Genomic DNA, 20,554 nt, shown 5'->3' with positions numbered 1-20,554 from the left:
TATATAATTAAACAAATTCTTATTCTAAATTAATGATGGTCGTGTTCTTCTACCGCCATTCCAATAAATAATGACGATAACATTGTAAAAATAAATGCTTGTAAGAACGCTACTAATATTTCAATTACTGAAATAAATAATGCTAATGCTAATGACAACCCTGTTGAACCAACTGCTCCGAATTGACTCTTTAATGTGATCATTAAAGCGATTAAGCTCATTACCACGAAGTGACCCGCAGTCATGTTTGCAAATAAACGTATTAATAATGCAAATGGCTTAGTTAACATACCTAACACTTCGATAGGTGCTAAGATAATTTTCATTGGAACTGGCACATTTGGCATCCAAAAAATGTGCTTCCAATAATCTTTATTACCACTAAACTGTACGATTATAAAAGTAAATAACGCTAAACAAACTGTTACTGCAATTTGTCCTGTAACGTTAAACCCTAACGGAGTTAACCCCATTAAGTTCAAAATCCAGATAAAGAAAAACACAGTTAACAAGAACCCCATAAATTTACGGTAGTGCTTCTCACCAATATTTGGGCGAGCAATCTCGTCTCTTACATATATAACTAACGGCTCTAATATTCTACCAACTCCAGTTGGAATTGCTCCTTTTTTATATCCTCTAGCCAACGAGCCAAATCCTAAAAACATTAACAAACCAGCTAACAACATCCCCATCACACTTTTAGTAATAGAGAAATCTAGCGCTTTGTGTGCGTTTGTTGCATGGTGATGTTCATCAAATGAAACATGTTCTGCACCTTCTTCTAATTCGTAAATCTTGCTATGAATTTTAGCCAACTTAACTCCTTCTTTTTCAACAACCACATGTCCATCATCATTGTGATGAAACGAAGAAGACATAAATGTTTTCAACCCTTTGCTAGTCCAAACAATTACTGGTAAAGGAAAACCAACATGTTTACGCTCACCTGCATCGTTTGTATACGAATACAATGTAAAATCGTGCGAATCCGCTAAGTGATGTTTAATATAGGCATTTATCCCTTCTTGAGTGTTAATCTGCCCTTCGTTACTTGAAGTCTCTCCACCTCCAGCAAATGCTGCAAATGAACTAAATACTATTGCTAATACCGTTAAAAAATAGATAGGTTTTTTTGCTATCGTCATACCTTACTAAATATAGAATTATGGTCTCTAAATTTCCGTGCAAAGGTACACATTTAATTAAAACTACAAACCTTTTTTTTGCTTAGTTTCTTTAAACTTTTTTAAGCGGTAAATTTCTGCTACTCGAAAACAGAACTATTTGTTATTCAATAGCTTTGAAACAGCTATAGCTTCAACAATTAAAAACAAGAATAGTGGAATTACCAATGAAATTCTATCCGGTTTAGAAAGTTGCTCATTTGCAAAAACTGATGCTTGAAAAATTAAAACAAAAAAACCAATTTTTAAAAAAATAGCCGCTAAATAAGCATAACCTGCCTGATTTGGTAATTTTTCTGCAACAAACTCAACAATTGAGTACACAACAATTGCAGCTATAACATGAAATAAATATACTAATAGTAACGAGAATGATAAATGAATTTCTTTTGATTGTAAGGTGTAATTGTGTGGAAAATAACTTACTGCAAAAACGATAAGAATAGCAGCAAGAAAATACAAAATGCGTTTAATCATTCTCTTTTGATATTTTTGAAACTTGACGAATTACTGAAAACATAGCACCAAAAACCGCCACAAGCGTGCATATTTTGGTATATAATTGATCGTCGTTTGGATATTTGGAATCTAACCATTCACCTATTAAACTTCCTAGATAAATGGTTAGCCCCATTTGAAGTCCGATTCCTGTGAATCGAATGTATTTATTAAGCGGTTTTTTCTTTGAGTCCTTGCTCATCTTTATTTAATTCTTTTACCGCTCCTTTCATTGCACATGTAGCGTTAAATGCAGCTCCAGGTTCAACAGAAAGTTTTCCTATTACTACATCACCAGTAATAACTGCTGTTGATTTAACGGTTAAGGTATTTGATACCAATAACTCTCCTGAAAATTTACCTTCAACATCTGCATTGGTACACTCTACTTTTCCTTTGATAAGACCTGTATTTCCTATCACTACTCTACCGCTAGTTTGTATGGTTCCTTCTAAAGTTCCATCAATTCTAAAATCTCCTTCTGAAATTATTTCTCCAGTAATTTTAGTGTTTTGTCCTATAACATTTCTCTCTGCAACTTTATTTTCGCCTGCTTTTTTGTTTTCTTTACTAAACATTTGTGGGGAATTTAGGGTATTTACTTTTTATTTAATTGTTCTATGATTTCTTTTGCTTTTTTACCTTCTTCTGTAGTTGCATAACTAACAGCTACAAATTCTAACGCTTGTTTATACGTTTTCTTATCTTGGTACTTACCTACTGCCAAGGCTTTTAGGAGTGCAAACTTAGGAATTAAATTTGAATTTTGCACCGTTGGTAAAAAATTATCTACCTCAGTAACAGCTTCTTCAAACTTATTTTCTTTATACGTGTAATATATTTCCTTGTATTTATTTAAAATCTCATCTTCTTTTTTCTCCTCTACAAGCTTAGTATCAGGGTTTTTAATTATTTGAGCAAAACTTGTTTCAGGATACTTTTGTAAGATAATGTTTTTGTACTCATCAGACTTAGCTAAGTTATTCTCTTCTTTATAAATTTGGTATAAATGATAACTTATTGGCAACTCTAGTTGGTTATTTGTACGTACTTCATTTAAACGCTCTAAGTTTTTAATCGCTAATGAAGAATTTTTAAACTGCTCTTTATAAATCAACCCTAATTGATACAGCGCGTCGTTACGTTCTAAAACCAAATCAGTAATCACTTTTTCATCTGTAGGAATGGCATCTAAATAAGTAGAGAGTTCATATCTTGTGTTTACTTTTGGTTCATCATTGCTTGATGTATCATCAATAACATTGATAGATTTATCAGAAAGTCTCCAGTTATCTTCTAATGGACGTGTTCCCCATATTTTTTGGAACTCTGCTCTACCAAACCCTAAAGCTTGTGTATTGTAAAAATACCATTTACCTTTGTTTGCACTATTGTTGATAGAAGCTCCGCCACCAAAACTATTTCCAAAATTTTGAGCATTTAGTAGTTGCTGTCTTTTTTCTTCATCTTCTTTTTTGATTTTTTCAATATAAGCTTCAAAAAAAGACGTTCTTTCATCAGAAGTCATAGCCACTAACTTAAGAATGCTGTCATTATTTTTAACTGTTTCTTCGTACTTTCTCAAGGTAGTAAGCCCTTTATTTTTTTTACGAATTCTTCGTATTCTTTTTTCTTGATCAAATTCTTTTGAAACCACTTGCATTACACTATCGTAATACGAACCTGCTAACAAATAATCTTCTTTTCCAAAAGCCATATCACCTAAACGTTCATAGGCATATGTTTTTTGATAATTGTTATTATGCTTTGCTTCTAACGATTTTTTATAATACTCTGCCGCTTTTTCTGGATTGTTTCTTCCTTCTTCTAAAACACCTGCTTGGTAGTATAAAGCATTTAAGAATTTACGATTGTCAGTATTCTTTATTAACTTCTTTAATCTAGCTAATACAACTACCGAAGCGGAATCATTTGGAGTGTTCTTTGCTAATTCAATATCAGCTCTAATACGAAATCTATGCGGTGCTTTTCTACTTTCTGCCAATTTTTTAAACACCATTCGTGCAGAATCTTTTCTATTCAGTTCACTATAAATTTGCCCTAAAACAAACATATTACGGGCAGTTTGTTCTTTGTTATAGTGCGTTTTAGTGGCTAATTTTAAGTAATCTACCACTTTTTGAATGGTATCTGTTTTTTCATACGCCATTGCCATGGCTGTGTACGCTTGCTCTTTCGTTGGTTTGTCTATTTCTTCGGTTTTGTCTAAAACATCTAACAATAATCGCAATGTTTCAATTGCTCTTTTTTCGTTATCTAAACGAATGTTTGTTTTCGCTCTCCAAATTTTTGTTTTGTAGTTCAAATTTGCCTTTGGATAATTCGCAATAACGTAATTAAAAGCCTCTAAAGCTGGGATAAAACGTTGCGTGTAGTATCTTGATTTTCCTAGCAACAAATACGCATCATCTATCTGACTATTCTTTTCATATCCTTTAATATTCATGGAATGCGTTTGAATAGCTTTTACCGCTTTTTCTTCAGCTTTTTCAAAAGGAGTTAAGTTCTTATTTTCCTCTTCTTCGGTCGCGTCAAACCCAGTACCAGGAGTTAAAACCTTCGTATCTATTACACTTTCATCAAAAGTTATAGGCTCAATTTGTAAGCGTTTCCAAAAGTTATCTTCGTGTTTATCCTGAATTTCTTTAAGCCCTTTTAAATAAGCCTGTTCACCATTGAAAAGCACATTGTATTTTGTAGTAACAGCATGGTAACTTCGGTTTACAAAAGCATCTTTTTTTACACTACACGAATAAACGATAGCTGTTAAAACACTGAATACTATTATTTTGCCCCCTTTTTTCATATGATAACGCTTTTACTGTACAACAACGTTATAATTGTGTTTTTTGTACGTAAAAAGGTAAAAATAATAATTATAAGGTGATTTTAATCTTATTTTAAGCAGAAAAATAACTCTCTAATTCTTGCAAGGTCTCTTGTGATGTATTAATGTCTCTTACCATTTGTCCTTTATCCAAAACTACGATTCGTTCGCAAACTTCAGTTACGTGACTTAAATCGTGACTAGAAACTAATACGGTAACCTCTTTATTATCTGTTAAGGTTTTGATTATCTTTTTTAATCGGATCTGTGTAGTAGGATCCAAATTTGCAAAAGGTTCGTCTAAAATAACCACTTGTGGATTTCCCATCATTGCAGCAACTATCCCTACTTTTTTCTGATTTCCTTTACTTAAACTTCGTAAGTATTTCTTTTTCCCTAAAATTTCATCGTTGAAAAACTCTTCAAACTGACTTAAAAACCCTTGAATATCTGCCTTATTCATTCCTCGTAAATCTCCAACAAAATCAAAATATTCTTCGGGAGTTAGATATCCAATTAAAAAAGTTTCGTCAATAAACGATCCTGTAAATGTTTTCCAGTCTTCACTCTTATTTACAACGACCTCATTATTTATAATTTCGCCAGTTGTTGGTCGAATTAAATCTAACAACAAGTTAAATAATGTTGTTTTTCCTGCTCCGTTATTTCCTACCAATCCAAAAGATTGTCCAGTTGGTATCTGTATATTTTCAAGGTTTAAAACTTGAGTCGTTCCGTAAGTTTTTGAAATATTATCTATTGATATCATTTTATGCTGTTTTAAGTTTGGTTATGATTTTTGGCTGAATGCGTGAATTGCTGCGTATTTGTTTTTGATATACCTGTTTTCTATCAAGTTCATAAAGTAGTTTTTAAATGCTAATGCAAGTGCTCCTGCAATGGCAATAGCTAAAACCCCAGCATTGAAGCTTACAAACTTGTTAAAAATCCAGAATAAAAACATTGGTACTCCCATGATTGGAATAATGATTAAAAACTGTGTCGCACTTGTACCTTGGTAGTTAGAAAATCCGCTTTTATTTAAATCTATTCGCTTTCTGTTAAATGAACCCGCAAATAGTAAAAACAATGAGTTGAATCCGATATTAAAAATAGCTCCAGCTGTTATCATCAAGAAAATATCTAATCCGTAGAAATATGCATAAGGAATACTCAATAAATATAGTGCAGATGAAACTACAACCATCAAATACCACTTGCTCTCTAAAAATTTTCGGTAACGAATATTCTGACTCATAATCATGTTGTAATACTCACTATCCCATGCAGGAATGAATTGCCCATAATTAAGAGTAAATCCTCCTGTAACAAATATGGCAGCAAAGACTAAAAAGGCGGGCATTTTCACTCTATATGTTTCTTCTCCAAAGAAAATTGCTCCATAAAAAAGAAATAGAAATGACATAAAAAACACCGTTTTAGTACGCTTATTTCTCCAAATTTGTCGAATGTCATTTTTTATAAATGGAGCTACATCTCCTAATTTATCAACAAAAGATAAATCAGCAGATTTGGCTACTTCATCCTTGCTTTTTATGGCATCATCTAAATATACTTTACTTCGTAACAGTTTAAAGTTTATATAATATACTACTGCTAATAGAAACACTCCTATAAAAGATAAAACAGGATTATTATATACTGATTGGAAAATAGGTGCAAAAAGATCTGTTATGCTAAATATTTCGTACTTATTAACTAAAAACAATGAACCTAAAACGGCAATCATTACTCCTAAAGCGTAGTTGTTTTTATTGATAAGAAAATTGATGTAGTTAGCACTCAACACCAAAGTAAACATTAAAAATAACCATCCTAAAACTCCTGGAACATCATACCCTTCACCAATTAATACCACCGAAAATGGTATATAAAAGAACATTGGCATAAAATTGAAAAATGAAAAGGCTGATTTTCTTAATACAAAATGCACTAACTTGTCTTTTTTTACGGGTAAATTAAGGAATGGCTTGATATTTAAAACGGGAAGTTTTTGCATTAAATAGCGAAAGATTAAATCAGCTACCAATACAAAAATTAATACCCCATTTACAAACAATAGCGGATCAGCATTTGGATATTCTTTTTTAATAAAAAAATAGCTCCCAATACCTATCATTAAAAATGAAGTTAACATATACAATGCAAAAAAGCCCATGATAACTTTAAGCGCTATGCTTTTACCAAAATATGATGAGCGAAAAAATTGTTTCCACTCCAACTTTAAAAAATGTGTAATCATTTAGTTACTTGTTTGGTTGATTTCTTTATATGTCTTTTCTCACAACTTTTTGTTACATAAAAAAGCATCAATTTTTAAAATTGATGCTTTTGATTTATTTATTATCAGAAGAATTCCTTATGCCCATTGACAAATAACTCCTCCCATCAATGCTAAGCTTATAATCCAATATCCTACATTGATAAACACATATTTTACACTCTTTCTTTCAAACAATGCTTGCGTACCTAAAATAGGTAAGCTTACAAACAACCCAATCATTGTTCCGTGTAAAGCTCCATGTTTAAAGGTTCTGAAACGATCACCAAAATTTGCCATGAACTCTTGAAAGTATGCATAAGCACCACCTGTTTGCTCTACAAAACCGGGTTCTCCCATTAAAGTTGACTGAGCCCCCCATTGATGTATCACCAATGTTTGTAAAATAAAGGCCAGTAAAAAACTAAGCACGTATGCTAATCCTAAAATAAGCCCCATATTTGAGCCTTTCGTAGATTCATCGGTAAAACCGACTTCTTTCATCCATGCATTTTTAAAAAGCATAGGACCATACCAAATAAATCCCACAATCATAGGAACTAATGCAGCAAGTGCAGTAATTAAAATATTAAATTTCATAAGAATATAAAGTTTTGGTTTACAATCAAATATAACAAAAAAGCATCAAATTAACATTTGATGCTTTTACTATAGTAGTTATGTACTTATGTCTTATTTTATTTTTAATGATTTACCAATAGCTTCTAATTCAAAAATAAAATCTCGTTTGTTTACGGATGGAGCATAGGTAAATCCTTCAAAAACCACCACTCTATTATGTTCTTTATCTATAACAGTGTAATTGATAAAAGGCCCTGCCATAAAATCATTTTTTACTTCCCATTTCCCTCTAGTTTCGTACGCTTTTTTTCCATCAATTTGAGCATCGTACGTAAATGGCGTATAAGCTTGTTCAGTTATCATATACATTCCCTCTTTACTTCCAGGAATATATTTTTCACCCACAACATCTCTCATCGTAGTAATATTGTCTGCCACTTTATTTTCATCTTCTAACGGGTAACTGTAAAGCAAAATATTATTCGTTCCATCTCCTCTAGCAATTCCGCTTTTTAAATGTTGACGTAACCACAAAAAGTCACCTGTATCTTCAACTAAATTAAATCTCTTAGGAATATCTATAGCAACTCCTAATTTTTTAATTGTCTTAAACTGATTTTCGTCTACTCGCTCTTTTTTAAAGATACGTTGCGCGAACTTAATGTCTGCATCTTTGAATAATTTGATGATCTCCTTCCCTTTATTACGAATTAAATTTACAAGACCATCTTTATTCTTTGCTGTTGCGTAAATTAATATTTGAGGTGCAGCGTATTTATTCTTTTCTACTACTATTTTATCTTTCTCTCCTTCTCTAACGATTAAAACAGCTTTGGCATTTCTCATAAACCCTTTAAACCCTGTAGGGTCTATTTGACTTACAGATAGTAATGTTTCAGGTTGTGGTAATCCCACCTGGTGCTCGCCAAATACAGTGCGGATTTCATCTCCTATTCTGCCATCCCAATCATTCGCTTTAATAACAACCAAAATTTTATTAGTATTCCCTGTTGATGTTGGCAATACATAATCTTTTCCTCCTGTTTTACAGGATATTGTTATAAAAATCAATGCAAATAGGCATACTAGTTTCTTCATAGTTGATTGTGTTTAGTAGTTGTTTAACTTTTAAATATTTTAAGTTTCATTCCTGGCTTTAAACTTTTAGCACTCCAAATATTGTTCCATTTTTTAATTTCTTCGATAGAAACTGATGGATACTTTTTTGAAATCGTCCATAATGAATCTCCTTCTTTAACTACATACACTTCATGCTCGCCTGTTGGCTCTTTATATTTTTTCTGAGAAACCTCCTTCGGAATCGCCATTTTCTTTGGGTAAATACTTAATCTTTGCCCTATTTTTAAATGATGTGTTCGTAAACCATTCCAACGTTTAATATCGCTTACCCTAACTCCAAATTTGTTTGCAATCTTACCTAAATAATCTCCACTTCGCACCTTATAACGAATGCGCTTGTCCATTTCAAAATACTTAGGTAATGGTTTTTCTCTTTTCGCATCATCTTCATTGGCCAATGTGTAAATATCTTCTTCTTTCTCTAAAAAGTTCATCATATCTCTTCGAGGCAATCGAACAGCGTAATCTTTTTCTTTTACATACGGAATGATGTCTAATTTATATGATGGGTTTAAGAAAGACAATAAATCAGTATCGATTCCTGTCTTTTCAGAAATTTGATCAAAACTAACTGTTCTTTTTACTCGAACTGTATCTGTTTCAAAATGGAAAATTTTTGGAGCTTCTGGATACAAATTATGTTTATCCGCGTACTCAAAAATGTACATTGTGGCATAAAATGCCGGTACATATCCTGCTGTTTCACTAGGTAAAAAAGGACGAATATTCCAGTAATTTTTATATCCTCCTGAACGTTTTATCGCTTTGGTAACGTTTCCTGGACCTGAGTTATATGCCGCCAAAGCTAAATCCCAATCATCAAAAATTTTATACAACTGACTTAAGTATTGACATGCTGCAATAGTAGCTTTTACAGGATCTTGGCGTTCGTCTACATAAGAATTCACTTTTAAATCAAACTGAACTCCTGTTCCATACATGAATTGCCATAAACCCGTCGCTCCTACTCTAGAACGTGCATCAGGTCTTAGCGCAGACTCTACTATTGCCAGATACTTCATTTCTAAAGGAATATCATATTGATCTAAATATTGCTCAAACATTGGGAAGTAATACTTAGCACGAGCCATCAATGCGGGATAATATTTCTTTCTGTATTTTAAATATCCATTGATTACTTTTTCCAGTGCTGGATTATACTCTAAAAGAAATGGAGTTTTTACATTTAGATCATGTAACCTTTTCTTTAATAACTCCGTAGTAAGTATCGTAGTTGTATTACCAAGAATATCTTTATCGTTAATTACATATTGTATGCTATCAAATAACGACGAATTAAATTTTTCTTCTAACAATAAACTATCAATCACTTTTAAATCCTCTGAAGAAAATAGTTCTTGATTTTGCGCTGGATTTATAGAATCATTTGCCATTAAATCCACATCAGTACTATCTTTTGCTACCAAAAGACTATCAACGGGTTGTTGTGCTATGATGGATGTTGTAAAAAGTAGTAATGTTAGTAATTTTTTCATGTTGGTTTTATAAATCTAATTCAACAGCAATCGGACAATGATCTGAGTGCTTTGCTTCTGGTAAAATATATGCTCTTGAAATTTTATCTTTTAACGGTTCAGCTACCATGTTATAATCAATACGCCAACCTTTATTATTTGCTCTGGCATTTGCTCGATAACTCCACCAAGAGTACTCTTGTTTTTCTGGATGTAAATGACGGAAGCTATCAATAAATCCACTATCAATAAATTTCCCTAACCATTCACGTTCTTCAGGTAAAAACCCAGAAACTCCTTTCATTTTCGGATTGTGGATATCTATTTCTTCATGGCAAATGTTGTAATCTCCACAAATAACTAAGTTTGGAATTTCTTTCCTCAATTCCGTTGCATATTCAAGAATCTCATCCATATATTTAAACTTGAAGTCTAAGCGCTCACCATTGGTACCTGATGGTAAATACATACTCATTATAGAAACCTCATCAAAGTCTACACGAAGGTTTCTCCCTTCAAAATCCATAGACTCAATTCCAGTTCCGTATGCCACATTTTTAGGCTCTTCTTTACAAAAAATAGCCACTGACGAATACCCTCTTTTTTCTGCTGAAAACCAGTAATGATATGGATATCCTGCATTTTCAAACTCGGTTATATCTAACTGTTCTTTATGTGCTTTGGTTTCTTGAATACATATTACATCAGGATTTGCTGCTTGTAACCAGTCGATAAATCCTTTTTTTAATGCGGCACGTATTCCGTTTACATTGTATGAGATTATTTTCATCTATTTATTTAAAATACAAAAACGTAAAGCATAATGCTTTACGTCTTTTTTTAATCCTATAATTTTGTTAAATATCCATTTCTGGGATGTCTCCTTCTACTATTAGAGTTCCCTCAGTGGCTGCTTGAATTTCTTCAACAGAAACCCCTGGAGCTCTTTCTAACAAGTAGAATTTATTGTCTTTAATTTCTAACACCGCTAAATTGGTTACAATTTTCGTAACACAACCTACACCAGTTAATGGTAGTGAGCATCTTTTTAATAATTTAGATTCTCCTGCTTTATTAGTATGCATCATTGCCACAATGATGTTATCTGCAGAAGCTACTAAATCCATTGCTCCACCCATTCCTTTTACCATCTTTCCAGGTATTTTCCAATTTGCAATATCACCGTTTTCGGCAACTTCCATCGCTCCTAAAATGGTTAAATGAACATGCTTTCCTCGAATCATTGAAAAGCTCATGGCTGAGTCAAAAAAACTCGCTCCTGGCATGGTTGTAATAGTTTGTTTCCCTGCATTGATAATATCAGCATCTTCTTCTCCTTCAAAAGGAAAAGGTCCCATTCCTAAAACACCATTTTCTGACTGAAATTCTACCTCAATATCATCACGAACAAAGTTGGCTACTAATGTTGGAATTCCGATACCAAGATTTACATAATATCCGTTTTTTACTTCTTTTGCGATTCTTTTCGCTATTCCGTTTTTATCTAACATAACTAGCTTCTTTGTCTTACTGTTCTTTGTTCTATTCTCTTTTCATATTTTTCTCCTTGAAAAATACGTTGCACGAAAATCCCAGGAATATGAATTTGATTTGGATCTAATTCTCCAACTGGAACTAACTCTTCCACTTCTGCAACCGTAATGGTAGCTGCTCCACACATATTTGGATTAAAGTTTCTTGAAGTTCCTTTGAAAATTAAGTTTCCAGCAGCATCACCTTTCCAAGCTTTTACAAAGGCAAAATCAGCTTTAAAAGCGGGTTCAAGTACGTACATTTTTCCGTCAAACTCACGTGTTTCTTTACCTTCAGCCACTTCTGTTCCATAACCTGCAGGTGTATAAAATGCTGGAAAACCTGCTTGTGCAGCTCTACATTTTTCTGCTAAGGTTCCTTGTGGTGTTAATTCAACCTCTAATTCACCTGATAACATTTGACGTTCAAATTCATCATTTTCTCCTACGTATGAAGAAATCATTTTCTTGATTTGACGATTTTGTAGTAATAATCCTAAACCAAAATCATCAACTCCTGCATTGTTAGAAATGCAAGTAACATCTTTTACCCCCATTTTTACTAACTCCGCAATAGCATTTTCAGGTATTCCGCATAAACCAAATCCACCTAACATAAAAGTCATTCCGTCTTTTACACCTTCTAATGCTTCTTGTACGTTATTTACTTTTTTATTTATCATTGTAGTTGTTGTGTTTTAAAACAATAGTTTACTGTACTAAAAATCTGTATCGTCAGGTTTTGTTTCTTTCTCCTCTCCTCCTTCTTCGTCAACGACTTTTTTTGTACAATCTATATTAATACTTAAGTCTTCTGGCTTTTCGAAGTCTTCTTTGCTTATCTCTAATGTTTTATCTGCATAACATTTTTGCATAAATAGCGCCCAAGTAGGTAATGACATGGTAGCTCCTTGCCCATATCTAATTCCTGCAAAGTGTGTAGCTCTATCTTCACCACCTGTCCAAACACCAGCTGCTAAATTTGGTACAATTCCCATAAACCATCCATCAGATTGATTTTGGGTAGTTCCTGTTTTACCTGCAATTGGATTGGTAAACTTATATGGAAAACCAGTAGCAGCATCACCTGCATTCGTATAACTAGAACGTAAACGAGCTCCAGAACCAGATTGAGTAACCCCTTTCATCAAGTCTAAAATTACATAGGCAGATTCCTCACTCAATACCTCTTTCGTTTTTGGTACAAATTCTTGTAAAACGGTTCCATTTTTGTCTTCAATTCGAGTAATCATCATAGGGCTTACACGTAACCCTTTATTAGCAAACGTTGAATAGGCACTTACCATTTCCATTAACGATAAATCAATTGCTCCTAGGGCAATTGAAGGATTTGCTTCAATTTTCGACTCAATCCCTGCAGATTCAGCTAATCTTACCACGTTAATTGGGGATACTTTATCTACTAATTGCGCTGTAATTACGTTTATAGAACCTGCTAGTGCCTCTTTTAACGTCATTTCACCACCATACTTATTATTCGCATTTTTAGGCGTCCAATCTAACGGCATTCCATATTTTTCTTTTGGAATGGTATAAGGAGTATTTGGCAATTTATCACAAGGTGACATTTTTAGCTGATTAATTGCCGTAGCATATACAAAAGGCTTAAATGTAGATCCTACTTGACGTTTTTGTTGATCAACAGCATCGTACTTAAAGTATTTATTATTGATTCCTCCTACCCATACTTTTATGTGTCCTGTTTGTGGTTCTATAGCAACCAAACCTGAACGTAAAATTTGCTTATAATAACGAATAGAATCGTATGGAGTCATCACAGTATCTCGTTCTCCTTTCCAACTAAAAACACGCATATCGGTTTCTGTATTGAAAACCTTATCTATTTCTTTTTCCGATTTACCTGCCGCTTTCATGCTTTTATAGCGGTCAGAATTTTGTTTTGCTCTTCTTAGCGTTCTATTAATTTCTTCTTTATCTAAATCATAAAAAGGGGCTGTTCTATTTCTCTTTTGTTCTTTATCAAAGAAAGACTGAAGGTTTGCCATATGCTCTTCCATTGCTTCTTCTCCATATTGTTGCATGCGAGAATCAATAGTTACATATACTTTTAATCCATCTTTATAGATATTATACGGTTCACCGTTTGGTTTAGGATTGTGTTCTGCCCACTTCTTTAAAAACTGCTTTAAATGCTCTCTAAAATAGGTTGCCAATCCATCACTATGACTTTCTGGTGTAAAGTTTATTTTTAACGGTAATTTTTGCAATGAGTCTTTTTCTTTTTCTGTAATAAACCCATTCTTTTCCATTTGAGCAAAAACCACATTTCTACGCTCAAGCGATTTATCTTTTGAGCGCTCTCTATATGGATTATATTGTCGTGGGTTTTTTAACATCGCCACCAAAATAGCCGATTCTTGCAAGTCTAAATCTTTTGGCTCTTTTCCAAAGTAAATACGTGCTGCCGAACGAACACCTACCGCATTAAAGATAAAATCTTGGGTGTTTAAATACATGGTTAAGATTTCTTCTTTGGTATATTGACGTTCAAGTTTAACAGCTACAACCCATTCTTTTAACTTTTGTGAAAGCCTTTTAAAAATATTACTTGAACCACCTTTATTAAACAAGTTTTTAGCTAGCTGTTGCGTAATGGTACTTGCTCCTCCTGATCTACCTAAATTAGCAACCGCTCTTGCTGTTCCTCTAAAATCAATTCCTGAATGTTCGTAAAAACGCTCATCTTCAGTAGCCACTAATGCTTTAACTATATTTTGTGGTAAATCTTTATACTGAATTGGTGTTCTGTTAGCTTTTACATAGTATTTACCCAATGTTTTACCATCAGCAGAAATTACTTCTGTTGCTAAATCACTTTTAGGATTTTCTAACTCTTCAAAAGTAGGTAGTGCACCAAATACTCCCCATGATGCCATTAAAAATATCAAACAAACAAAAAGGAAACCGCCTAAAACGATACCCCAAAACCATTTAATATATTTACTAAAGTTTGTTGTTTTTTTCTCTGCCATTATTGTGTTTTTTCAATTCTAAATCCAACATGAGTAATACCTTTTAGTTCCTCTATACCTTCTATCTCTCCATTTTTTCGCATAGCTTGTCGAACTTTAAAAGTATAATTTCCTGTTCTTGGAAATGTTATTTTTTCTTTATAAAAAAGTTTATTTTCTTTAATATCTGAAAAACCTTGTCCTAAAAACTTCCCAGTTACATCTGCCATATCGTACTCCAGTGTATCAACAATTATTTGGCCATCAGGAAAGTCCATTTGTGTTATTAAGAAAAGATTACTGTACTCATAATCTTTATTGTTTCTAAGATTTATGTACAGATTTTTTTTACCAATGGAATCAGTAACAGGAAAAGTAAACTGTATTGTATTTGTCTTACTCCATGTGCTATTAGGAAGTGCCAGATACTCGTCAAAAGCACTGTTTGAATCACAAGAAGCAATTAGCATCGTTACAAAAAAAAGTAGGACAATTTTACTTTTCATTATTAGGATTGTTTTTTCTATTATCGCTATTGTTTTTCTTACGTTGTTGATTATTCGGTCTTCTTCGTTGATTTCTCGGCTTCTTATTTTGACTTTGTGTGGTCTTTTCTTCTGGTTTCGCCTCTGTTTTAGGTTTTCTATTTCTAGGGTTGTTTTTAGGTTTTGGTTTCCTAGTATCAACTTGTTTTTTCTCCTGTTGCTTTGTTCCTTCTTCTGGTTTTACCTGCTTAGCTTGTGGCTTTTTCTTTTGGCTAGCATCAGAAGTAGAACTTCCTTCTTTTTTATTTACTTGTTTTCTAGTTTTTCGTCTAGTATTACGTCCTTTCTTAGGCACATCAAAACGAGTTAAACTATCTTGACCAACAACGTTTTCAAAATCGGCTTGAGCCTCTTCTGTAATTTCTAATTCGTATTCTTCTAACGGTAAAGCAAGTTCATTATTTTTATTTATATCTATAATTTCATTAACCTGATCTAGCGATAATTTATACCACTTAAAACTCTCTTCTTTGTAAGTATACCAAAGTAGCTTTTTAAAGATGTCCATCTTAACAAAAACGGCATCTCCTTTCTCTGTTTTTAATACTCTATCTTGTTTTGGAAAGCTTTGTAAAGCATCTAAATACGAGTCTAACTCATAATTCAAACAACATTTTAGCTTACCACACTGTCCTGCTAATTTTAATGGATTTAAAGATAACTGTTGGTATCGAGCTGCTGCAGTATTTACCTTTCTAAAATCGGTTAACCAGGTAGAACAACACAACTCTCTTCCACACGATCCTATACCTCCTAAGCGGGCAGCTTCTTGACGCATTCCAACTTGACGCATCTCTACTCGAATAGAAAAAGCACTTGCTAAATCGCGAATTAACTGACGAAAATCTACTCGATCATCAGCGGTATAGTAAAAAGTAGCTTTGGTTCCGTCTCCTTGATATTCGACATCAGAAAGTTTCATTTTTAACCCTAAGCGACTAATAATTTCTCTTCCTTTTCGTTGGGTTTCTAGTTCTTTGTCTCTAGCTTCTTGCCAAACATCGATGTCTTTTTGTGATGCTTTTCTGTAAATCTTCTTCACTTCTTCACTATCGGCATCTATTTTCCGCTTTTTCATTTGAACTTTTACAAGTTCTCCTGCCAACGAAACCACTCCTACATCATGACCAGAAGATCCTTCTACCGCTACGATATCACCCATCGAAACGGTTAAGTTTTCTGCATTTTTAAAAAAATGCTTACGCCCATTTTTAAAACGGACTTCAAAAATATTAAATGGAGCTTCACCCGTAGGTAAAGTCATATTCGATAACCAATCAAAAACGGCAAGTTTATTTCCACTTCCGCAGGTACCTGTTGCGCAATTTCCATTGCTCTTACATCCTTTAGGTACACCGTCTTTGTTAGTTGAGCAACTGCTACAACTCATACAATAGTATATTTTTTAAAACGCTCTTTAAATCTGTTACTACAGTATCAAAAAACATTTTTATTATTGATTTTCAGGTAGATAAAAATTATTTTATTACCCCTTTACTTAATCTGTAAAGATACATATTCTATTGATAATTGAAAATTGATTTTTCTATTAAAAAAATCCCCGTCATTTATAGAAAATAACGGGGATAAATTAACTCTTTATTATACTTTTTGCTTAGTTATTTTGTTTAGCCCAAGTATCTCGTAATCCAACTGTTTTGTTAAACACTAAAGCTTCTGAAGTTGAATCATCATCCACATTAAAATATCCTAAACGTTGAAATTGGAAACGGTCTCCAATATTTGCTGTTTGTAAACTTGGTTCAACATAAGCCGTGATTTTTTCTAAGGAATTTGGATTTAAAAACTCCATAAAATCTTTGTCTTTGTGACTATCTGGAGCTTCATCAGAGAACAAACGATCGTAAGCTCTTACCTCAGCTTTTACAGCATGCTTTTTCGATACCCAATGAATGGTTCCTTTTACCTTACGCTTACTTTCCTCGGTACCACTACCTGATTTACTCAACGGATCGTAGGTACAGTGAATTTCAGTGATATTTCCATTCTCGTCTTTTATACAAGATTCTCCCTTTATGATATAAGCGTTCTTTAAACGAACTTCCTTACCAATCGTTAAACGGAAATATTTCTTATTTGCCTCTTCTTTAAAATCGTCTCTTTCAATATACAATTCTCTTGAAAAAGGTACTTCTCTTGACCCTGAGTTTTCATCTTCAGGGTTATTTTCTGCAATTAAAATTTCCTCTTTCCCTTCTGGATAATTGGTAATTACCAACTTCACAGGGTCCAACACAGCCATTACTCGATTTGCTGTTTTATTTAAATCTTCACGAATTTTAAACTCTAACAACGCTACATCTATCACATTTTCTCGTTTCGAAACCCCTACAGTTTCCACAAAACTACGAATTGAAGCTGGTGTATATCCTCTACGACGTAAGCCTGAAATAGTCGGCATACGTGGATCATCCCATCCAGAAACAACACCTTCCTCAACCAATTTCATCAACTTACGCTTACTCATTACAGTATAACTTAAGTTTAAACGAGAAAATTCACGTTGTTTTGGTGCTAATGGGTATTCTGATTGACTATATTTATACACATTGTCTTTAAACCAATCGTACAACTCACGGTGAGGTTTAAACTCTAATGAACATAATGAATGTGAAATTTGTTCGATATAATCACTTTCTCCATGCGTCCAATCGTACATTGGATAAATTACCCAATCGTTTCCTGTACGGTGGTGTGCCTTTTTTAAGATACGATACATGATAGGATCACGCATTAGCATGTTTGGCGAAGTCATATCGATTTTTGCACGTAACACATGAGCTCCTTCGTCAAACTCACCGTTTTTCATACGTGTAAATAAATCTAGATTTTCTTCTACACTTCTATCACGATATGGACCAGCTACTCCAGGTTGCGTTGGTGTTCCTTTTTGCTCAGCCATTGCTTCTGAAGATTGACTGTCTACATACGCTTTCCCGTCTTTAATCAATTGAACTGCCCAATCGTATAATTGTTGGAAATAATCAGAAGAATAACATTCGTTTTCCCATTGATACCCTAACCAAGCGACATCTCTCTTGATAGCATCTACATACTCTTGTTCTTCTTTTGCTGGGTTGGTATCATCAAAACGAAGATTTACTGGAGCATTATATTTTTCTCCTAAACCAAAACTAATACCAATGGCTTTTGTATGTCCAATGTGTAAATATCCGTTTGGTTCTGGTGGAAAACGAAAACGCAAGTTTTCTTTTGGCATTCCGTTTGCCAAATCTTCTTCAATAATTTGCTCTAAAAAGTTCAATGATTTCTTTTCTTCTGACATTTTCTCGTAAATTGAAGTGCAAAATTACGTAATTTAGTTGATGTTTTAACCAAAGATATTAAGAGAACAATATTAAAAACAACACCGGAAATAACATACCTACAACAGCTAGTTTCCAACCTCTTCCTCTAAATCCTTTTTTTCCTAAAGGAATTAAAACTCCTGTAACAGCGATGACTAACATGGCTACACCAAAAATATCCGAATACCAAACCCAAAAACTGTTGGTTGACTTATGTAAGTACATAGAATGCCCTACAATTGGCACTTTTCTCTTATACTCAACTGTTCCTTTGCCTGTTTTGGCATCCGCATCTAAAATGATATTGTCTTTAAAATACACGCGGATTTTCCCATCTCTAACTCTATGTCCATCATATTTCCCTATCTCTTCTGTTAGCCTTGAAATATATTCTTTAGTTAAGTCTTTTTCTTTTGAAGGTATTTTTAATTCGAAAGGTTTATTATCGTAAGTATAATCCATCGGATACCAGTCTTGTCGATGGTTAAGAATAATTCCTGAAAAAGAAAAAGCGATAATTAATCCTACATAAAAATAGGCTAAGTCTCTGTGTAAACTTCTGTTAGTAATTTTCATATTATTTATAAAAAGAAAACCCAAGATACTACTTCTTGGGTTCATAAAACATTCATTTAAAATTAAAGCTAATCTTATTGTTCGTTCATTTCAATGTTAACTGTTACCTCAACATCTTTTCCTACAGGATTCATTCCTTTACCTACATTAAAATCTTCTCTTTTAATAACTGATGTTAATTTTAATCCTGCTTTTTTCTTTCCTTCTCTACCTTCTATAATTCCATTTAATTTTCCTTTAAAAACAACATCTTTAGTAATCCCTTTAATAGTAATTTTCCCAGTTGTTTCAAATTCTTTTCCTTCTAATTGCTTATACGATTCACTTTTAAAAGTAATGTTTGCATGATTCGCTACATCGAAAAAATCAGCAGATTTTAAATGGTTATCTCTTCCTGATTGATTTGTATTAATTGTAGATGCATCAATTGAAACATCAAATTTTGGTTCTTCAAACTTATCATTACTAGTAGAAGTTATATCAAACTTACCAAAATGACCTGTTACTTCAGAAATCATAAAATGTGAAACAGAAAAAGTAATTGATGAGTGGGCTTTATCTACTTTCCAAGTTGTTTGCGCATTTACATTTACGAAGGTTACAAACGCTATTAAAGTTAAAACTATTTTTTTCATTATTTTTAAATTTTAAAGTGTTTCGCAAAAGTATTTACTCTTAAATTTTAAGGGTTATTAAAAACAGAATATAACTTATGAATTTATGTCAATAAATGTTCCTGTTCATGATTTAAATACTTCTTACAATATTAATATTGAGAAAATTTCTCATAACAATAGTTATGATTTTAACACCATTCATAAACACAACTATTTTGAGATTTTGTTTTTTGAAAAAGGAGGAGGCTACCAATTAATAGATTTTGACAAGATTACTATTAGAGACAACAGTTGTTATATTGTAAAGCCTAAGCAAATTCATTTAGTGAAAAGAAATCCAGATGCTGATGGTTTGTTAATTCAATTTACTCAAGAAATGCTTTTTAGTGATTCTTTCTCTTTATTGAAAAGTTTTACCAAATCTGAAATCGTTTTTGAAGAAAACTTTCTCTTATCTCAGTATTTTTTATCTCAATTAAATGGCATTTTAAGTATACAAAAAAGTAAATCTTTTTATTACAAAGAGAAGACTATACACTTATTTTCCTCACTTTTATATGCTCTTGAAGAACAAAACATAAAACTCAAAAGCAATAAATCCATTAACAATCTAATTGTCAAATTTATTGATTTGGTCGAAGAAAACATTAGTCGATTAACTGTTTCTGAATATGCAGAAAAACTAAATATTTCAACAAAAAAGCTAACTCAAATTGTAAAATCAGAGTTAAACACTACTCCTTTAAAATACATACATGATGTATTAGTTTTAAACATTAAAAGAGATTTAGCGTTTAAAGAATTAACTCATAAAGAAATTGCCTATAATTACAATTTTGACAGTCCTTCTAACTTTAGCATTTTTATTAAAAAGCATACAGGGTTAACTCCTACTGAACTTCAAAAGCAATTAGTATTACAATAAAAAAGGTTGAGAAAATTCTCAACCTT

Annotated in this window: 20 protein-coding genes; 1 reads left to right on the top strand and 19 read right to left on the bottom strand. The window is 32.8% G+C overall.

Annotated elements, in window-relative coordinates; all coding sequences use genetic code 11:
• Positions 1-29: 29 nt before the first annotated feature.
• From atpB to ACQY6M_RS09490, 19 genes are all read right to left on the bottom strand, one after another.
• The gene (atpB, locus tag ACQY6M_RS09580) at positions 30-1,148 is read right to left on the bottom strand and encodes a F0F1 ATP synthase subunit A (protein WP_428741625.1); all 1,119 of its coding nucleotides are present in this window, start codon (positions 1,146-1,148) and stop codon (positions 30-32) included.
• Between the two features lie 135 nt (positions 1,149-1,283).
• Positions 1,284-1,664 (bottom strand): DUF6168 family protein, encoded by a 381-nt coding sequence (locus ACQY6M_RS09575; protein WP_428741626.1) that lies wholly within the window; start codon positions 1,662-1,664, stop codon positions 1,284-1,286.
• A complete protein-coding gene (locus ACQY6M_RS09570) occupies positions 1,657-1,887 on the bottom strand; it encodes an AtpZ/AtpI family protein (protein WP_428741627.1) in 231 nt (76 codons plus the stop codon). The genes ACQY6M_RS09575 and ACQY6M_RS09570 overlap by 8 nt, the downstream gene beginning before the upstream one ends.
• On the bottom strand, positions 1,856-2,263 hold the full coding sequence (locus ACQY6M_RS09565) for a bactofilin family protein (protein WP_428741628.1): 408 nt from the start codon (positions 2,261-2,263) through the stop codon (positions 1,856-1,858). Before ACQY6M_RS09565 ends, ACQY6M_RS09570 begins: the two co-directional genes overlap by 32 nt.
• A 20-nt stretch (positions 2,264-2,283) precedes the next feature.
• Positions 2,284-4,512 carry a tetratricopeptide repeat protein gene (locus ACQY6M_RS09560; RefSeq protein WP_428741629.1) on the bottom strand — a complete coding sequence of 743 codons (2,229 nt, stop codon included), beginning with the start codon at positions 4,510-4,512 and terminating at the stop codon, positions 2,284-2,286.
• A gap of 94 nt (positions 4,513-4,606) precedes the next feature.
• Positions 4,607-5,302 carry an ABC transporter ATP-binding protein gene (locus ACQY6M_RS09555; RefSeq protein ID WP_428741630.1) on the bottom strand — a complete coding sequence of 232 codons (696 nt, stop codon included), beginning with the start codon at positions 5,300-5,302 and terminating at the stop codon, positions 4,607-4,609.
• 21 nt (positions 5,303-5,323) lie between these two features.
• Positions 5,324-6,796, bottom strand: coding sequence for a DUF5687 family protein (locus ACQY6M_RS09550; RefSeq protein WP_428741631.1), 1,473 nt, complete (start codon positions 6,794-6,796; stop codon positions 5,324-5,326).
• Positions 6,797-6,913: 117 nt separating this feature from the next.
• Positions 6,914-7,414, bottom strand: a complete 501-nt coding sequence (locus ACQY6M_RS09545) for a DUF1761 domain-containing protein (protein WP_428741632.1) — start codon at positions 7,412-7,414, stop codon at positions 6,914-6,916.
• 93 nt (positions 7,415-7,507) lie between these two features.
• Positions 7,508-8,494 (bottom strand): DUF4837 family protein, encoded by a 987-nt coding sequence (locus ACQY6M_RS09540; protein WP_428741633.1) that lies wholly within the window; start codon positions 8,492-8,494, stop codon positions 7,508-7,510.
• A 23-nt stretch (positions 8,495-8,517) separates the two neighbouring features.
• The gene (locus tag ACQY6M_RS09535; protein WP_428741634.1) at positions 8,518-10,032 is read right to left on the bottom strand and encodes a LysM peptidoglycan-binding domain-containing protein; all 1,515 of its coding nucleotides are present in this window, start codon (positions 10,030-10,032) and stop codon (positions 8,518-8,520) included.
• A 7-nt stretch (positions 10,033-10,039) separates the two neighbouring features.
• Complete coding sequence (locus ACQY6M_RS09530; protein WP_428741635.1) at positions 10,040-10,801, bottom strand: exodeoxyribonuclease III; 762 nt, start codon at positions 10,799-10,801, stop codon at positions 10,040-10,042.
• 67 nt (positions 10,802-10,868) lie between these two features.
• Positions 10,869-11,522: a 3-oxoacid CoA-transferase subunit B gene (locus ACQY6M_RS09525; protein ID WP_428741636.1), complete on the bottom strand. Its 654-nt coding sequence runs from the start codon at positions 11,520-11,522 to the stop codon at positions 10,869-10,871.
• A 2-nt stretch (positions 11,523-11,524) separates the two neighbouring features.
• Positions 11,525-12,226, bottom strand: a complete 702-nt coding sequence (locus ACQY6M_RS09520) for a CoA transferase subunit A (RefSeq protein WP_428741637.1) — start codon at positions 12,224-12,226, stop codon at positions 11,525-11,527.
• Between the two features lie 36 nt (positions 12,227-12,262).
• Positions 12,263-14,557 carry a penicillin-binding protein 1A gene (locus ACQY6M_RS09515; RefSeq protein ID WP_428741638.1) on the bottom strand — a complete coding sequence of 765 codons (2,295 nt, stop codon included), beginning with the start codon at positions 14,555-14,557 and terminating at the stop codon, positions 12,263-12,265.
• Positions 14,557-15,042, bottom strand: a complete 486-nt coding sequence (locus ACQY6M_RS09510; RefSeq protein ID WP_428741639.1) for a gliding motility lipoprotein GldH — start codon at positions 15,040-15,042, stop codon at positions 14,557-14,559. The genes ACQY6M_RS09515 and ACQY6M_RS09510 overlap by 1 nt, the downstream gene beginning before the upstream one ends.
• On the bottom strand, positions 15,032-16,471 hold the full coding sequence (ricT, locus tag ACQY6M_RS09505) for a regulatory iron-sulfur-containing complex subunit RicT (protein ID WP_428741640.1): 1,440 nt from the start codon (positions 16,469-16,471) through the stop codon (positions 15,032-15,034). Before ricT ends, ACQY6M_RS09510 begins: the two co-directional genes overlap by 11 nt.
• A 225-nt stretch (positions 16,472-16,696) precedes the next feature.
• Entirely contained in the window at positions 16,697-18,388 is a 1,692-nt protein-coding gene (locus ACQY6M_RS09500) for a glutamine--tRNA ligase/YqeY domain fusion protein (RefSeq protein ID WP_428741641.1), read from the bottom strand.
• A gap of 58 nt (positions 18,389-18,446) precedes the next feature.
• Positions 18,447-18,986 (bottom strand): PepSY-associated TM helix domain-containing protein, encoded by a 540-nt coding sequence (locus ACQY6M_RS09495; protein ID WP_428741642.1) that lies wholly within the window; start codon positions 18,984-18,986, stop codon positions 18,447-18,449.
• A 74-nt stretch (positions 18,987-19,060) separates the two neighbouring features.
• Positions 19,061-19,621 carry a YceI family protein gene (locus ACQY6M_RS09490; protein ID WP_428741643.1) on the bottom strand — a complete coding sequence of 187 codons (561 nt, stop codon included), beginning with the start codon at positions 19,619-19,621 and terminating at the stop codon, positions 19,061-19,063.
• An 85-nt stretch (positions 19,622-19,706) separates the two neighbouring features.
• Here ACQY6M_RS09490 and ACQY6M_RS09485 point away from each other — a divergent pair, with 85 nt between their 5' ends.
• Positions 19,707-20,528 (top strand): helix-turn-helix domain-containing protein, encoded by an 822-nt coding sequence (locus ACQY6M_RS09485; protein WP_428741644.1) that lies wholly within the window; start codon positions 19,707-19,709, stop codon positions 20,526-20,528.
• Positions 20,529-20,554 lie beyond the last annotated feature (26 nt).

The organism is Tenacibaculum sp. (assembly GCF_050290165.1).
Classification (GTDB): Bacteria; Bacteroidota; Bacteroidia; order Flavobacteriales; family Flavobacteriaceae; genus Polaribacter.
The sequence above is the reverse complement of the archived record's forward strand: the minus strand, read 5'-3'. Positions and strand labels throughout refer to the sequence as shown.

Coding starts and splice junctions, on each gene's coding strand:
- atpB (WP_428741625.1), bottom strand. CDS start 1,148: ATGACGATAGCAAAAAAACCTATCTATTTTTTAACGGTATTAGCAATA.
- ACQY6M_RS09575 (WP_428741626.1), bottom strand. CDS start 1,664: ATGATTAAACGCATTTTGTATTTTCTTGCTGCTATTCTTATCGTTTTT.
- ACQY6M_RS09570 (WP_428741627.1), bottom strand. CDS start 1,887: ATGAGCAAGGACTCAAAGAAAAAACCGCTTAATAAATACATTCGATTC.
- ACQY6M_RS09565 (WP_428741628.1), bottom strand. CDS start 2,263: ATGTTTAGTAAAGAAAACAAAAAAGCAGGCGAAAATAAAGTTGCAGAG.
- ACQY6M_RS09560 (WP_428741629.1), bottom strand. CDS start 4,512: ATGAAAAAAGGGGGCAAAATAATAGTATTCAGTGTTTTAACAGCTATC.
- ACQY6M_RS09555 (WP_428741630.1), bottom strand. CDS start 5,302: ATGATATCAATAGATAATATTTCAAAAACTTACGGAACGACTCAAGTT.
- ACQY6M_RS09550 (WP_428741631.1), bottom strand. CDS start 6,796: ATGATTACACATTTTTTAAAGTTGGAGTGGAAACAATTTTTTCGCTCA.
- ACQY6M_RS09545 (WP_428741632.1), bottom strand. CDS start 7,414: ATGAAATTTAATATTTTAATTACTGCACTTGCTGCATTAGTTCCTATG.
- ACQY6M_RS09540 (WP_428741633.1), bottom strand. CDS start 8,494: ATGAAGAAACTAGTATGCCTATTTGCATTGATTTTTATAACAATATCC.
- ACQY6M_RS09535 (WP_428741634.1), bottom strand. CDS start 10,032: ATGAAAAAATTACTAACATTACTACTTTTTACAACATCCATCATAGCA.
- ACQY6M_RS09530 (WP_428741635.1), bottom strand. CDS start 10,801: ATGAAAATAATCTCATACAATGTAAACGGAATACGTGCCGCATTAAAA.
- ACQY6M_RS09525 (WP_428741636.1), bottom strand. CDS start 11,522: ATGTTAGATAAAAACGGAATAGCGAAAAGAATCGCAAAAGAAGTAAAA.
- ACQY6M_RS09520 (WP_428741637.1), bottom strand. CDS start 12,226: ATGATAAATAAAAAAGTAAATAACGTACAAGAAGCATTAGAAGGTGTA.
- ACQY6M_RS09515 (WP_428741638.1), bottom strand. CDS start 14,557: ATGGCAGAGAAAAAAACAACAAACTTTAGTAAATATATTAAATGGTTT.
- ACQY6M_RS09510 (WP_428741639.1), bottom strand. CDS start 15,042: ATGAAAAGTAAAATTGTCCTACTTTTTTTTGTAACGATGCTAATTGCT.
- ricT (WP_428741640.1), bottom strand. CDS start 16,471: ATGAGTTGTAGCAGTTGCTCAACTAACAAAGACGGTGTACCTAAAGGA.
- ACQY6M_RS09500 (WP_428741641.1), bottom strand. CDS start 18,388: ATGTCAGAAGAAAAGAAATCATTGAACTTTTTAGAGCAAATTATTGAA.
- ACQY6M_RS09495 (WP_428741642.1), bottom strand. CDS start 18,986: ATGAAAATTACTAACAGAAGTTTACACAGAGACTTAGCCTATTTTTAT.
- ACQY6M_RS09490 (WP_428741643.1), bottom strand. CDS start 19,621: ATGAAAAAAATAGTTTTAACTTTAATAGCGTTTGTAACCTTCGTAAAT.
- ACQY6M_RS09485 (WP_428741644.1), top strand. CDS start 19,707: ATGTCAATAAATGTTCCTGTTCATGATTTAAATACTTCTTACAATATT.